Genomic DNA, 15,537 nt, shown 5'->3' with positions numbered 1-15,537 from the left:
TCTATAGTAATATAAAAAGGATATTATCATCCAACATGAGTAGTTATATGACAGATCAAGAGAAAGAAAAAGAGATTCTTGCCGCATTAAATGATAGCCAGCGGGAAGCTGTAGAATATTGTACAGGACCTTCGTTAGTTGTTGCAGGTGCAGGATCAGGAAAGACACGTGTACTAACATATAAAATAGCTTATCTACTCAATAAAGGTTTAAAACCTTGGAATATTCTTGCACTTACTTTTACCAATAAAGCAGCTCGCGAGATGAAAGAGCGTATAGCTATGATAACGTCATCATCTGATGCAAGACGGTTGTATATGGGAACTTTCCACTCAATCTTTGCACGTATATTGCGCCGGGAAGGAGAGCTTATTGGTTTTGGTAGTAATTTTACTATTTATGATGAAGCCGATTCGCGCTCACTTTTAAAAAATATTATAAAAGTATTAGGGCTTGAGGAGAAGGTGTATAAACCAGCATCGGTTCACAACATAATCTCCATGGCAAAGAATCATCTTATTACTGCTTCTGAATATGCCGAAGATCGTTCTGCTATAGAACGTGATAGGAGCATCAGAATGCCTGCTATTCATATGATTTATAAGGCCTATGAAGAGAGATGTCGCCAAGCAAATGCAATGGATTTTGATGATATTCTTCTTTATACCTACACCCTTTTCCGAGATCATAAAGAGGTGAAGGAGAAATATGCACAGTTGTTTGAGTATATTTTTGTAGATGAGTACCAGGATACAAACTATGCGCAGGTAAGTATTATTAGCCAGTTGGCAGAATTACATCACCGCATATGTGTTGTAGGAGATGATTATCAAAGTATTTATTCTTTTCGTGGTGCAAATATTGATAATATTCTTGATTTTAAAAATAAGTTTGAGGATGCACGTACTTTTAAGTTAGAACGAAATTACCGATCAACACAATTAATAGTAGAAGCTGCTAATTCTCTGATGAAACATAATGAACGACAGATCCCAAAAGATGTGTACTCAAAAGAGGATGAAGGGGATAAGGTTCTTTATAAACCTTGCTACAGCGACAAAGAGGAGGCTATGGTTGTTGCAAAAGATATACTTCGCATTAAACGAAACGATAAATGTGACTTTTCAAGTTTTGCAATTTTGTATCGAACGAATGCACAGAGTCGCCCTTTTGAGGATGAGTTTCGTAAGCAGGGGATTCCATATAAGATAATAGGTGGATTATCGTTCTACCAGCGTAAAGAAATAAAAGATATCATAGCTTACTTTAGATTGGTGTCAAACCCAAATGATGAAGAGGCTTTTCGTCGTATTATAAATTATCCTACGCGGGGTATTGGCAGTACTACTATACAAAAAATTATTGATTGTGCACAAGAAAATAACGTTTCTTTATGGCAGATCATAATTAACCCTACGCAGTATGGTTTGAATGTTAATAAGGGTACGATGACAAAACTCTTTGATTTCTGTTCTCTAATTACAGGTTTTATCAAGAAAGTCACAACGGTTGATGCTTTTCAATTAGGTCGGGAGATAATAGACTTAAGTGGGATGATGGCTGAGATTCAAACCGGCAGTGATCCAGAAGATCTTGTACGTCGTGAAAATTTAGAAGAGTTCTTGTCGTCGATACAGGACTTCGTTGAAACAGGAAAGGAAGAAGGCAGAGAAGAAAATATCTTTTTAACAGACTACCTTCAGGAAGTTGTACTTTATACAGACGCAGATAAAGTAGATGATGATGTGCCCAAAGTTACATTGATGACAATTCATGCAGCGAAAGGTCTGGAATTTCCTACAGTTTTTGTTGTAGGATTGGAAGAAAATATTTTTCCAAGTCCTATGTCTTCTGACTCTAAAAGGGGTATTGAAGAGGAGCGCCGACTTCTTTATGTTGCTATAACACGTGCTAAACGCCACTGTATTTTGACGAATGCAAAAAGCCGTTTTCGTTATGGTAGTATGCAGTTTGATAATCCTAGCCGTTTTTTGAGAGATATAGATCCTTCTCTATTACTTTTAGATAAAGGATATATCAATAACTCGTCAACAGAGTTTAGTAAAGTCCCTTGGAGTAGAGACCGTGATGTTGATAATGATATTCAAAATACAACGAGTAGATGGAATGATTTATCTAACGATAATTTTCGAGATTATGAGCCAAATAAGGCTTATACAGGAAGTCATCTTTGGGGGCAGGAATATCGCAAAATGGGATCTCGGTGGCAAAATTCTAATCCTGTAGCAAGTCAATTCCGAGCAGACCCGAAGCCAAAGATTACTGAGCGTAAACGTCCTGAATTCGCTATAGATCCTCTTTCTGAACGTACAAAACATAAACTTTTAACCGAAGGAGGTAACTTCAAACGGATTTCTTCTGCAATGACTAATGGGGGACGGGCATTTCCTACTAATTCTTCACCAACTAGTATTACTACAAATCTAAAAGTTGGAAATACGATAGAACATCAACGTTTCGGTATCGGAGAAGTCTTAGCTCTTGAAGGATCTGGGGAGAATGCAAAAGCAACAGTTGCATTTAGAAATGCTGGTCAAAAGCAACTCTTATTAAAATTTGCGAAATTCAAAGTGATAGGGTGATATTATTGGTGTCATTGCAATTGCTTTAGTCTTTTATTATTATCTACCACATAACTGTTTATACGGGCAGTATTCGCATATTTTTAAATCTGCTGTAGGAGAGAAAGGTATCTCTGGATCATAAATCTCTGCAAGTTTATTAGATAGTTCTTTCATGAAATCTTCTTCATAGACTGTTACATCTGTGATTTTTTCACCTGCCATCGAGATAACCGGAGTATAATCATTTCCTCCAGCATGCTGGATGAAAAGCAGGGCCGGGCTTACGGGTTTGTGATAGGGGTTGTGAATATTGTCATACTTTGCTTCTATTAAACTGTAAAGTAATGCCTGCATAGTATAATCACTTTTCTTGGTTCTAATATTTTTAGAATCAAAAACGTCTTGGATACTCTTTAATTCTTCTGCTTTTTTACTACCAGTCTTATAGTCTACTACACGTAAATAAGTTGTCTTATTATCAGAAAACACTTCATCCAACCGGTCAATACGTCCACCAACTTCTACCGTTTTTTCTATACCCCTAGATTTTATAGTAATATTCCTTCTAACATCAAACTCATGGCTAATTACTTGTAAAGGAGTTAATCTTCTATCTATCTTTAATAATTGACGTAAGTATTTGTTTACGACTTCTTTATTGATTAATTGCAGACCATTTAATTTAGGATGCTTTTTTGTTCCTGAGCTCAGATTAAACAGTTCAGTTGCAAAAGCATCATCTATGACTCCCTCAAGAGTCCATCCTGTGTTGCCCGATGTAATAGGTTGTGTGCTTTTACCTGTTTTAAGAAGATTATCAATGTCTTTAGCCGTTATTATTTCAAGTGGTAATAGCTTCTCATACATCAATTGTGCCGAACGGTGGAAGATATTACCAAATAAACGTCCATCTATATCGTCTTCATCGATATCATTTAACTCTGCTATACCAGCTATATATTTAAAATAAAACATTAGCTGGCATCGCATATAGGTATTGATAGCAGTAGGAGAAAAACGTTTGATTTCATCGATTTTTTTAAGTACACCTTGTTCTTTTTGAATGATTTCAGCCTCTATTTGCATCGTATTCTGCCCTGCCTGAAGTTTTAGCCGATGAATTGGGTGATTCCACTCTGTCATCAGTTGGAGCATAAACCGACTCATTTCACCAGTTTTACTTCCCTGTGTAGAGCTGTTATAAAGGAAAGTAACATCTTGTGCACGTTGTATTAGTTCATGGAAATAATAACTATAGATGGAAACTTTATTATCAATTGTTGTTAACCCATAGGCTTTGCGAATCAGGTGAGGAATAAATGAAGCATCATCGACCCCTTTAGGCATATTGCCTTCATTACATGATAAGACCAATACATGGTCAAAGTCTAGATTGCGTGTCTCCAAGATTCCCATAACTTGTACTCCACTGGCAGGCTCTCCATGGAACGGAATACTTGTAGATGAGATTAGTTCCGACAATAATCGGCGGAATATGATAATATCTGTATCTAGATCTCCACTCTTCATTAATTCCAAAACTCTTGTGAGTAATGTGTACATGCGAAAAGTAGATTCTACAAATAGGGGATCTTTATTTGTTGCCCCATTTACACCAATTGATCGAACAATTTTAATGATCCAGGTAATTAACTCTGGTAAATGCTGCTTGTCAACAGAATAATGAGTAAAGAGAGAATTGACATCTGCAGTAATATAGAACCGTTTTTCTTTGTTCAAAGTATTTAGTAGTTCTGTTGATTGGGTGACAATATATTTGCAATAAGGATGACGAAGTACTCTGTTGACATAGTGTAGTCTGAATGCTTTTTCTTGTGCAGAGTATCCCTCTGTTTGTAATGCGATCAGTTGAGTCACGAAAGAGGCTATTGGTGTCTGTTGTAATGGATAGCCTGTCGTGACATTTAGTTTCCTCATATTCTCTGGGATACAGTGTATTACGGTATGTAGTAGATGTTCGTCACACATCACAATAGCAGTGCGTTTCCCATCTTCATATCTATTATCTTCACGTAACCATTTTGTGACGTAACGTGCCTGTAGATCTTCTGTAGATGCAGAAATGAAATTAATGTCTTTTTCTCTTTTCAGATTATCGTAAAGAATTTCATTATCGTTTTGTAGTGCATTGGGAAATTGGTCCAACCATTTACGGATATAATTTCCTGCCTCATTACCTTTTTTCATATAATAGTAATCATAATCCCAGTAGAAGGCTGCTTTATCTTTCAATCTGTCAAATAAGACTTGTTCAACTTTTTGTAATACATTGAAACCTACAAATGCATAGTGTTTATACTGTGTCTTTATGTTGTTTTTTTCGATGACATCTCTGTACATCATTCCCTCATATGCAAGACCTTGGTTTTTAAGCCTTTGTTTAAAGTTGATATAAATATTGTTTAAGTTTGACCACAGTGCTATGAAACGTTCACGAATTCCTTCTGGGTTATCTTCGAAATTTGCAAAAAAACGATGGAGCTCAGCTTTCTGTTCATCTGTTAGATAACTAACGTCATCGAATTCACGAAGGTTTGATATATTAGAGAACAACATACTTGCATCGGCCATATTTTTATCGAGATCATCATAATCGGACAACAGTAGCTGGCCCCACCCGTAAAATTGGTCAAGTGTTTCTGTTAAATTACCAGTTTCCTCAATGTAGCTTTGGTACAAGTCACAAACACTTTTAATGGGGTCAGCTACTGTTAAAGAAGATTGTTGACGAAAGAAATCAGAGATAGTCATATATGAAGGGCTCCACATTGGTTTGTTAGCCAATTGTGCAAGTTCATTATTTAGGAAAAGAGCAGCACGCTTATTAGGAAATACCACTGCTACGTCCGTCATATCTACACCATATTTATTTAGCAGATCTTTTGCAACTTCTTTTAAAAACATATTTTTACGGATTAAGAAGAGTTATTCTTTAATTTTATTTTCAAGTGAATATATAATACCTTGAGGATATACTACTTTTATCTAAACAGACTTTCATTCTGTATATGTCCAGTTTATAGTTTTTATAATAGAAATTATACAATACAAGTTTCTATTTTGTTCCATATAACATACCACAAATAGCCTTTAATATTCTTATATCCCATAGTTTTCAAAATCTGGATATACTCTATCACTTGTTCTTTGTATTCCTCTCTAGGCTTTCCAAACTTAAAATCTATAACTATAAATTCTTTCCCATTCGTCATGACACGGTCTGGACGACGTTCCCTTATTTCTCCACTTGCCTTATCAAATTCTATAATTGTACGCTCATTAAAGACTTTCCAATCTGGGCTAAACCACTTTCTTACCGTTTCATTCTTAAATGCGTTGTGAATCCTTTGTCGAAGTTCGCGCGAAGTTACTTCATCATTATATATTATACCTTCTTGCTCTAATTCCTTTAGGCGTGGTTCTATATCCGCTTCTGTGAGGATTGTCGAGAAAAGTTGGTGGAGGATATTTCCCATTTTGATATAACGAGAAGTATCTGAAGGATCGTTGTCTTCCCCATTTATAAAGTCGTTACTTTTATTACTTTGTCTAAAGCTGACAACCGAATTAGGGAATGTTTCAATTGCTACATGCATTTTCTTTTCTGTTGCGGAGAATGGATTTGTTTTTTGAAAAGAAGGTTGTATATCTTTTTTCGTTGAAACCAATGGAATTTTACCCCATGTAAATTTAATTGGGTCATTACAATTATCTGGATATTCAAGCTCTGATTCTACTAACTTTTCTGTAAGTAATGGAAGAATCTGTTCTATCACTTGAGAACGATTTGATGTTGTAAATTCTTTCTTTAGTTTATCAAGTGTTGATTTCCCCATGCGTCTACCCGTGATAAATAGGTTCTTTCTAGCTCTAGTAAAGGCAACATATAGAAGATTCATATTATCTACCGTATTTTGCAGATGCTCATCTTTATAGTTGTTCTCAAATACTGTTCCCAACATATTGTTTTTAGAGAAATCAACGGGGATAAGAGGTAGATTGCTGAATGGTTGCTCTTTATCTTCCCCTGCACACCAAACAATATTCCCAGTTTTCTTTTCTAATTCCCAGTCACAAAAAGGAATAAATACATTATCATATTCCAATCCCTTACTTTTGTGAATAGTAAGTAAGCGGATGCCATTAACCTCATCACTTGGAATAGTTTTCTCAGAAAGTACATTTTTCCATTCTTCGATAAAATCGTCTATATCTGCAGAATGATCACGCAGATATTCATTTAGTGTATCATAGAAAGTGCAGATATATGCACTTTGGTTTTTCAATCTGTCTAATGAAAAAATCGAATATAATTTCTCTACAAGATCCACAAGAGGAGTTCTTAATAATTCCTCGAATTTTGATGTGTAATCTTCTGGTAATAATCTAGTTATATCGTTATTATCAATAAATAGTTCGTTGCTTGTCTTTTTAGTCTTAAGAACTTGCTGCTGATATAACTTTACTAATTTACTTTCTTCTAGTTTATCGTCTGGATGTGTTAATACACGTAGTGCACTTATAATTACATTTACTGCAAGAGAAGCATCTAAGCGGAAAGCTTCATCCGATACAAGGCTTACTTTATCTCCAAAAGTATGTATAAAACTATCTGCGATGTCTTGAACATCTCCTTTCCGCCTAACAAGTATAGTGATACTCTTTTGACTATAGCCTGCATCAAGTAATTCTTGTACTCCATCTGTAAGTTTACCTATAATAGCTTCGCGATAATCCGTTTGAGGAAATAATTCTATCTGTATATAACCTTGGTTATCGTTCTTAAATGGTATCTGTTCTATTTCTTTATAAGCTTCTGCAAGCTGTTCCAGACCTATAATCTCATCATTCTTCAATTCATTAACTGTCTGCTCTACAGCGTATTTGAAGAAGGCATTATTAAATTGGACAATTCTTTCTTCTGATCGATAATTCGTGCCTAGTGCCAGTATCTTTATTTGTTCTTTCTGAAAACTTCGTTCAATATTGTTCAGCAGTCTCCAATCTCCTTGTCTCCATCGATAGATACTTTGCTTTACGTCCCCTACAATAAGATTCCTAGAATCTTCCTGTGCTATGCAATTGTCTAATAATTTTTTAAAATTACTCCATTGTATGGTACTTGTATCCTGAAACTCATCAATCATGATGTGTTTTAGATAAGCCCCCATCCTTTCAAAGACAAAAGGTGTATCAGAGTCCTTCATCAATGTGCTAAGCAGTGATTGTGTGTTACTTAGCATAAATCGATTAGAGTTCCTATTTATATCATCAACGGCATCTGAAATTGCATGTAATAAACGTAGTTGTGAGAGGTGGCGTAAGGTCAGATTACACGACTGATACTCTTTCCAACTACTCTTTCTATAATCTTCTAATTGCTCTAACTTTTCTCGTAATTGCTCTTGAGCGAGACTTATTATAATATTCTTCTCTGTTATAGGGCACTTTCCTGCAGGCCACTTTTCAGCATTTTCTATGCATTTCAAGGTATTTGCACCAGCTGGCTCATTTTTAATCTCACCCTTAGAACATTTTAGCAGATAGGAATATAGTCCTTTAATAAAATATGAAGGGTCATCTACGTTATTATTACGAAATGTAGAAAGTATTGTTTGTGCCTTGTCTACAATATTCTTTTCAATATTCCTTTTTCTATCTCGTAGATCTCTGATGAAACCATTGAAAAAGATTTCATCTTTAAAGCATTCCTCCAATTCTTTTTGGTGTTCCTTATAAAAGTCTTTGAAAATGTTTTTGCCAAAGTCTTTTATCTGTCCAATAACGTTCCACCCCTGGTCATCCTCTATGTTTTTGTCAATATAGTCTCGTATCCAATGTAATACAGGGTCTCCTTCCTCCAAACTATTGATTAGTTCGTCAACAGCTTGCTCTTCTACCTGATCATCATTAAGGTCAATGCGTAGATTTGCCGTAAGATTTAACTCACGAGCAAGGTTACGCAGTACAGATTGGAAAAAAGCATCAATAGTCTGTATACGAAACTCATTATAGTGATGGGTGAGTAGTGATAAAGCTTTACTAGCATTCTCTCTTATAATGGATTCTTGTAAGCCTGTTTTCAACTGTACCTGTTTAAGATATGGCTCAGCTTCCACTTCACAATGTGCAATCCCATATAATTTTTCAAGAATACGCATCTTCATCTCCTGTGTAGCCTTATTGGTAAAGGTTACAGCCAAGATATGATTATAATCTTGTGGATTTCTTGCCACAAGTGAAATATATTCTACAGCGAGAGTAAATGTCTTCCCAGAGCCTGCAGATGCCTTGTAAACAGTTAGTGACATTGGAGTTTAGGGGTTATTGAATACTTTGCATAACATTGTACCTGCAAAAGTAATAAAAAAGATTGTAATTGTAGAATAAAACAATTCCCTTTGAGAATGAGACACTATACGGAGTATGTGAGTTGAAGGTAAAAATATTGCTGCTTTGTAAACTTAGTGATATTTATGTATTTGGAGCCTCAATAAATTGGAATCTCTAATACGTGCATTATACTGGAAATATCCAATCTCTTTTTGAGCTGTTGATTTTTTTTATAATCGGTGCTAGACAAATAGGCTTTGTGTGTTGTAGACGATAATAAAACGGTTCTGGCAATTCTTACATACTAGTACTACTTTTACCTCTTTTCCCATATAAAGGTAATGATGAACACTCATATAAGGGTATTGCCCGTTATCCTTATATGGGTGTTGTAGCATACCCTGGTATGGATAAGTTCAAACTGTTTATATATGGTTTACCATAGTCTTACTGTTTTAATATATATTCTGTTATTTATTGCTGTCGTGGATTGGCGTCTGTGTGCCACATTAATTATTTTTTATTTTGCCAGCCTCCGAATTGAAGCATTACGGTTCTTTACTATTACAAACAACCAAATACATGAACATAAATAGAGAATAAAGTACCATACGATATATCTTACTGTCACATCGTGTTGTTCAAATATTTCATCACATTCTTTGTCGTAAAACAGTTTTATTGTTTGGGGATTAAATGATTTACATTGACTCGTAGTAATTCCTACATAATATTGCTTTGCGTTGAACTTTATTAGAAGGTTTGAGCCACCCCGATAACCACTGCTGCAATTAACTTCCAGTACCGGGAAATCAGTTATCGCCTTCTCGCAATTTATAATAGTCTTTCTATGACTATATGAGAACCAAGCATATATAAGAATGACTAATAAGCCAACATTTAAGAATATAACTTTTTTCATTCAATATTTGTTGTTCTTTTTATTTTGATAACTCCCGATTTGGAGCATTACTCGCATTATCAATTGTTCCTGGTAAAACAATATCCTCTATAGGAGTTTGTTTATACCACATTTTTGTTATGTACGGATACCTTTTCAAAATCTTTTCTATAATTCTTTGATCATTTTCACCTGTCTTCCAGTAATCAAAACAAGAGTAATAGTTTCCATAATCAGAAATTATATCAAGAAATATTTTCCTATTATAATCGCTTGGAAAACTAACTACCTCACTAATAAGATTTCTATCGTCAAGAAGTAAAAAATCATCAGAAAGATTATTCCTGCTATTTATCATCTCTTGCCCACATTTACTCGTAATTATATTAAGCAATTTATCTTTATCTATCACGAAAAAAAACAGATATCCTTTTTCGCGTAGCTTATCACATAAGCTATTTGCATTTTGTAGTTTAAATTGTTTGTTGTTTCCTCTTCTTAATTCATTAATGTCTTTATAATTATCTCTACAAATAACTCTTTTAAGCATTAAAAAGTGTTCATAAGCTAATGTATCCTTTTCTAAAAGAGATTTCAAGTGCACCCTAAGTTCTATTTTAGGAGCACAGACTCTCTGTGCATATACACAAACTGAATATTGCAAAATCAGCAATAAAAAAAATACATTTTTCATTGTTTTCTTCCTTTCTTTTTTGTTTCATCAGCTACATAAAGGTATACAACTTTAGCCTGACTTCCCCAGAATAGCTAACTCCTTCTTTAGATATCATAATAAAAGTTTCCCTTCGACTTCCAAATATACCCCAGGTTTTATCCTGCTCGTATTTTTTATATGGTTGTTGCATAATTTTTTGTTTTATTTTTAGATCCATTTGGCGATATTTGGTTACCATTATAATCAACCCCTTTAACCTTTTTCCTGTTTTAGGATTTGTAACATCATAATGGTCTTTATGTTTTCTGTCTTTTCCCAAATATTTCCTTACTTATCTTTCCATTCCTGTCCACCACGCAATTTAGTTAGTTTACCGGGAGGTCCTTTAGAATATCTCGGGGTACTTGAATATCTACTACCATTTTCTTGTAGATGCCCTTTCCTTTTTTCCTATATCCTTTGTGCCATTAACAGTCATCATTGAAGTAAGCTTGGCATTACACTCGACTTGCACGATAATCCACATGGATGGCTTCGTGCTCGCCACTCGTTTTCACCGTGCGCTCGCTTTCGGCATCTTACCAATGCGAGAATAAATGCTGTTGTCGTCCACTGTAAGCGGATGATTTCCACATTGGCAAATGTATATAACATTCTTGAGAAATCCAAAGAAAGTTATTACTTATTTCTGATGCGAATGACATGTTCTTAAATGAAAGTATATTTTATGCTATAAAAACTGTTTTACCGACTAGGTGTTTCCTTAAGTTTTAAAATTATAGTATTGATCATTAGGCCAGTTGTAGTATTAAAACCTCCTCTACGTGTACATTTTTGTAGAGTTCATGTGTAAACAATGTAAGAAATCAGAGTTATTGTTCTAGCTTAATATTCATAAAAAACCTCTTTCCTGTAGTATTTTAGTGCTACAAAATTACCTTTTCTATTTCTTTTGAACTCTAAAGATTCGTGTTTTGCCCTCTTTCCTTATAATAATATATAGCTATATATTTTGGGGGAGAGGATATATCGTTGTATAAACACGGTAAAGCACGACTCGTGTTAGGCGTTAACACTATTTGTGTTAGGCTCAGGCACCGATAGTGTTAGGCATCAGCACATATGTAAAAGGTCATATCTAATGAGTTTATTAGTTCTATCTTATTAGATAAAAAGGCGTATAAATCTACGTTTAATAATATTTATTATCAAAAAAGTTACAAACTATTTTGTAATTAAGGGTATATTGTTTAACTTTGCAAGCGGTAATAATTTAAAGCAACAGATATGGTTATTCTTTCTCATCTACTAAGTATTATTATTCAAATTCGACTTCATGATTGGAGTGGAAATGGTGAAACGTGCATGTAGATTGATGAAACAAAAGTTATAAGCCTTTCTTACTTCAAACAAGTTTGGAAGGCTTTTTTATGAGTTTTATGTGGAGTAAAAAGTGTAGACAGTAGGCATATGAATGAAAGATTGTACATTTTCGACACAACTTTGCGTGATGGAGAGCAAGTACCGGGCTGCCAATTGAACACCATAGAGAAGATTCAGGTTGCTAAACAACTTGAACAGTTAGGTGTAGATGTCATAGAAGCAGGATTCCCAATATCAAGTCCAGGTGATTATAATTCTGTCATCGAGATCAGTAAAGCGGTAACTTGGCCTACCATATGTGCGCTAACACGCGCGGTGGAGAAAGATATAGATGTTGCTGCAGAGAGTCTACAATATGCAAAACATAAACGAATTCATACGGGTATTGGGACAAGTGACTCACATATTCGATTTAAATTTAACTCGAATAGAGAGGAGATAATCGAGAGAGCTGTTAGAGCCGTGAAGCGTGCTAAGCGGTATGTTGAGGACGTAGAATTCTATGCAGAAGATGCAGGACGAACAGACAATGAATATCTTGCTCGTGTTATAGAGGCTGTAATCAAAGCTGGGGCAACAGTTGTCAATATCCCTGATACGACAGGATATTGTCTACCAAATGAATATGGTGCAAAGATTAAATATCTTATGGAGCATGTTGACTCTATAGATAAGGCTATTATATCAACACATTGTCATAATGATCTTGGGATGGCAACCGCTAATACGCTTGAAGGGGTTCTAAATGGAGCACGTCAGGTTGAGGTAACAATAAATGGTATAGGAGAAAGAGCTGGGAACACTTCATTGGAAGAAATCGCAATGATTCTTAAATGTCATAAGCATTTAGGAATTGATTCAAATATTAATACAACTAAAATTTCTCCCGTATCACGGCTTGTATCAAGTTTAATGAATATGCCAGTACAAGCTAATAAAGCTATTGTTGGTCGAAATGCTTTTGCCCATTCTTCTGGTATTCATCAAGATGGTGTTCTGAAGAATGTTGAAACCTATGAGATCATCAATCCAAAAGATGTCGGAGTCGAAGATAATAACATCATTCTAACAGCCCGTTCTGGACGCGCAGCTCTTAAATATCGCTTACAGGCAAATGGTGTAGCATGCAGTGAAGAGAATCTTGATGTCATTTATCAAAGGTTCTTGGAATTAGCTGACAAAAAGAAAGAAGTCACTGATGCAGATATTCTTATGTTAGCAGGTACTAATGTCTCTGATGATAAGGCATTGCGACTTGATTTCCTACAAGTAACAACAGGTAAAGGAGTCCGGAGTGTTGCAAGTATAGGACTTGACATTAGTGGACAAAAGTTTGAGTCTGCAAGTTCGGGAAATGGCCCTGTTGATGCAGCTATAAATGCTCTGAAGAATATTATTCATAAGCACATGACATTAAAGGAGTTTACGATTCAGGCGATAAACAAAGGTTCAGATGATGTCGGTAAGGTACACATGCAAGTAGAATATGATGGACATGTTTATTACGGTTTTGGAGCTAATACAGACATCGTTACTGCTTCTGTTGAGGCATATATAGATTGTATCAATAAGTTTAAGAAATAAAATAAAAGCATTTATGAATACATTATTTGACAAGATCTGGGATTCCCATGTTGTGCAAGTTGTTGAAGATGGTCCTACACAGCTATATATAGATCGTCTTTATTGCCATGAAGTTACATCACCACAGGCTTTTGAAGGTTTACGTAATAGGAGCTTAAAATGTTTTCGTCCAGAAAATATCTTCTGCATGCCAGATCATAATGTGCAAACCCATGATCAAGATAAACCCGTGGAAGATGCTATTGGGAGAAAACAGATTGATACTTTAGATGCCAACTGTAAAGAGTTTGGACTGACAGAGTTTAAAATGAATACGCGGGATAATGGCATTATCCACGTCGTTGGTCCTGAAAAGGGTTTATCACTCCCAGGAATGACTATTGTCTGTGGAGATTCTCATACTTCTACTCATGGTGCAGTTGGGGCGATAGCTTTTGGTATAGGGACCTCAGAAGTAGAGATGGTTATGGCTTCTCAATGCATTTTACAACAAAAGCCAAAATCAATGCGAATCAGTATAAATGGCAAATTGCCTAAAGGCGTTGTTGCAAAAGATGTTGCACTCTATATCATGGCTAAACTGACAACAAGTGGCGCTACAGGATATTTCGTTGAATATGCGGGTGAAGTCATAAAAGATATGAGTATGGAAGGGCGGTTGACTATTTGCAACCTGTCAATAGAGATGGGCGCGCGAGGAGGTTTTATTGCACCTGATGAAAAAACATTTGAGTATTTAAAGGGTAGAGAATATGCCCCCAAAGGAAAAGAATGGGATGTTGCTGTAGAAAAGTGGAAGGATTTAAAAAGCGGAGAAGATGCAGTTTTTGATAAAGAATACTTTTTTGATGCTGCAGATATTGAACCTCGTATTACTTATGGAACGAATCCAGGCATGGGTATCGGCATAACAGAGAGTGTGCCATCACTTAACAAAATTCCAAATGAAGAGAAACAAGGTTTTATGAAGTCACTAGACTATATGGGATTTAAAGATGGTGAGAAATTAGAAGGTCATCAGGTTGATTATGTGTTTCTTGGAGCATGTACAAATGGACGTATAGAAGACTTTAGGGCATTTGCATCTATAGTAAAAGGACATAAGAAGGCACAGAATATAACTGCTTGGTTAGTACCGGGTTCATGGTTAGTTGATAAACAAATACGTGAAGAAGGACTTGACAAGATTTTGAGTGATGCTGGCTTTGTCATTCGTCAGCCAGGATGTTCTGCATGTCTTGCGATGAATGACGATAAAATCCCATCTGGGAAATATAGTGTATCCACCAGTAATCGTAATTTTGAAGGGCGACAAGGACCTGGAGCACGAACAATACTTGCATCGCCATTAGTTGCTGCAGCTGCAGCTATTACTGGGAAGATCACAGATCCTCGAACATTACTTTAAAAATCTGTGTTAAGATAAAGATATTATTTAATCATAAAAGAGAAAGATTCTCATGAAGCAGAAATTCAATATAATCAAATCAACCTGTGTACCACTGCCATTAGAAAATATAGATACAGACCAGATAATCCCTGCACGCTTCCTTAAAGCAACAGATAAGCAAGGGTTTGGTGATAACCTCTTTCGAGATTGGAGATATGACAAGAATAATCAACCTATAAAAGATTTCGTTTTAAATGACCCCAAGTATGGTGGTTGTATACTTGTTGCTGGGCGTAACTTTGGTTCAGGGTCTTCCCGTGAGCATGCAGCATGGGCCATTGCAGGCTATGGATTCCGTGTTGTTATTAGCTCTTTCTTTGCAGACATTCACAAAAATAACGAACTTAACAACTTTGTACTTCCAGTTGTTGTATCTGAAGGTTTCTTAAAACGACTGTTTGACAGTATCTCAGATAATCCAAAGATGACAGTAACGGTTGATTTACCTCGCCAAACTGTGATAAACGAAGCTACTGGAGAACAAGAGAGTTTCGAGATCAATGGGTATAAAAAACATTGTCTTATGAATGGATTAGATGATGTAGACTTCCTTGTTCAAAATAGGAAGTGTGTAGAGGCATATGAAGCTAGGAGAAAGTAGGAA

At 35.6% G+C, this 15,537-nt stretch carries 8 protein-coding genes; 4 read left to right on the top strand and 4 right to left on the bottom strand.

Features of this window, described 5'->3' with window-relative positions:
* Window positions 1–47 precede the first annotated feature (47 nt).
* Window positions 48–2,603, top strand: a complete 2,556-nt coding sequence (locus ACZ48L_RS01455) for an ATP-dependent helicase (protein WP_025790468.1) — start codon at window positions 48–50, stop codon at window positions 2,601–2,603.
* Window positions 2,604–2,642: 39 nt separating this feature from the next.
* Here the strand turns inward: ACZ48L_RS01455 and ACZ48L_RS01450 are convergent, their stop codons facing one another.
* From ACZ48L_RS01450 to ACZ48L_RS01435, 4 genes are all read right to left on the bottom strand, one after another.
* Window positions 2,643–5,510, bottom strand: coding sequence for a PD-(D/E)XK nuclease family protein (locus ACZ48L_RS01450; RefSeq protein ID WP_025790470.1), 2,868 nt, complete (start codon window positions 5,508–5,510; stop codon window positions 2,643–2,645).
* A gap of 134 nt (window positions 5,511–5,644) precedes the next feature.
* Complete coding sequence (locus ACZ48L_RS01445) at window positions 5,645–8,917, bottom strand: UvrD-helicase domain-containing protein (protein ID WP_025790471.1); 3,273 nt, start codon at window positions 8,915–8,917, stop codon at window positions 5,645–5,647.
* A 963-nt stretch (window positions 8,918–9,880) separates the two neighbouring features.
* Window positions 9,881–10,534 (bottom strand): hypothetical protein, encoded by a 654-nt coding sequence (locus tag ACZ48L_RS01440; protein ID WP_025790475.1) that lies wholly within the window; start codon window positions 10,532–10,534, stop codon window positions 9,881–9,883.
* Window positions 10,535–10,565: 31 nt separating this feature from the next.
* The gene (locus ACZ48L_RS01435; protein WP_025790477.1) at window positions 10,566–10,835 is read right to left on the bottom strand and encodes a hypothetical protein; all 270 of its coding nucleotides are present in this window, start codon (window positions 10,833–10,835) and stop codon (window positions 10,566–10,568) included.
* Between the two features lie 1,151 nt (window positions 10,836–11,986).
* Here ACZ48L_RS01435 and ACZ48L_RS01430 point away from each other — a divergent pair.
* From ACZ48L_RS01430 to leuD, 3 genes are read left to right on the top strand one after another with little or no spacing between them, the layout of a single operon-like run.
* On the top strand, window positions 11,987–13,483 hold the full coding sequence (locus ACZ48L_RS01430) for a 2-isopropylmalate synthase (RefSeq protein ID WP_025790479.1): 1,497 nt from the start codon (window positions 11,987–11,989) through the stop codon (window positions 13,481–13,483).
* Window positions 13,484–13,496: 13 nt separating this feature from the next.
* The gene (leuC, locus tag ACZ48L_RS01425; protein WP_025790480.1) at window positions 13,497–14,891 is read left to right on the top strand and encodes a 3-isopropylmalate dehydratase large subunit; all 1,395 of its coding nucleotides are present in this window, start codon (window positions 13,497–13,499) and stop codon (window positions 14,889–14,891) included.
* A 52-nt stretch (window positions 14,892–14,943) separates the two neighbouring features.
* Window positions 14,944–15,534, top strand: coding sequence for a 3-isopropylmalate dehydratase small subunit (leuD, locus tag ACZ48L_RS01420; protein WP_025790482.1), 591 nt, complete (start codon window positions 14,944–14,946; stop codon window positions 15,532–15,534).
* Window positions 15,535–15,537: the final 3 nt, after the last annotated feature.

Source organism: Prevotella histicola (assembly GCF_055385135.1).
This window is presented reverse-complemented; position numbering and strand designations above follow the sequence as displayed.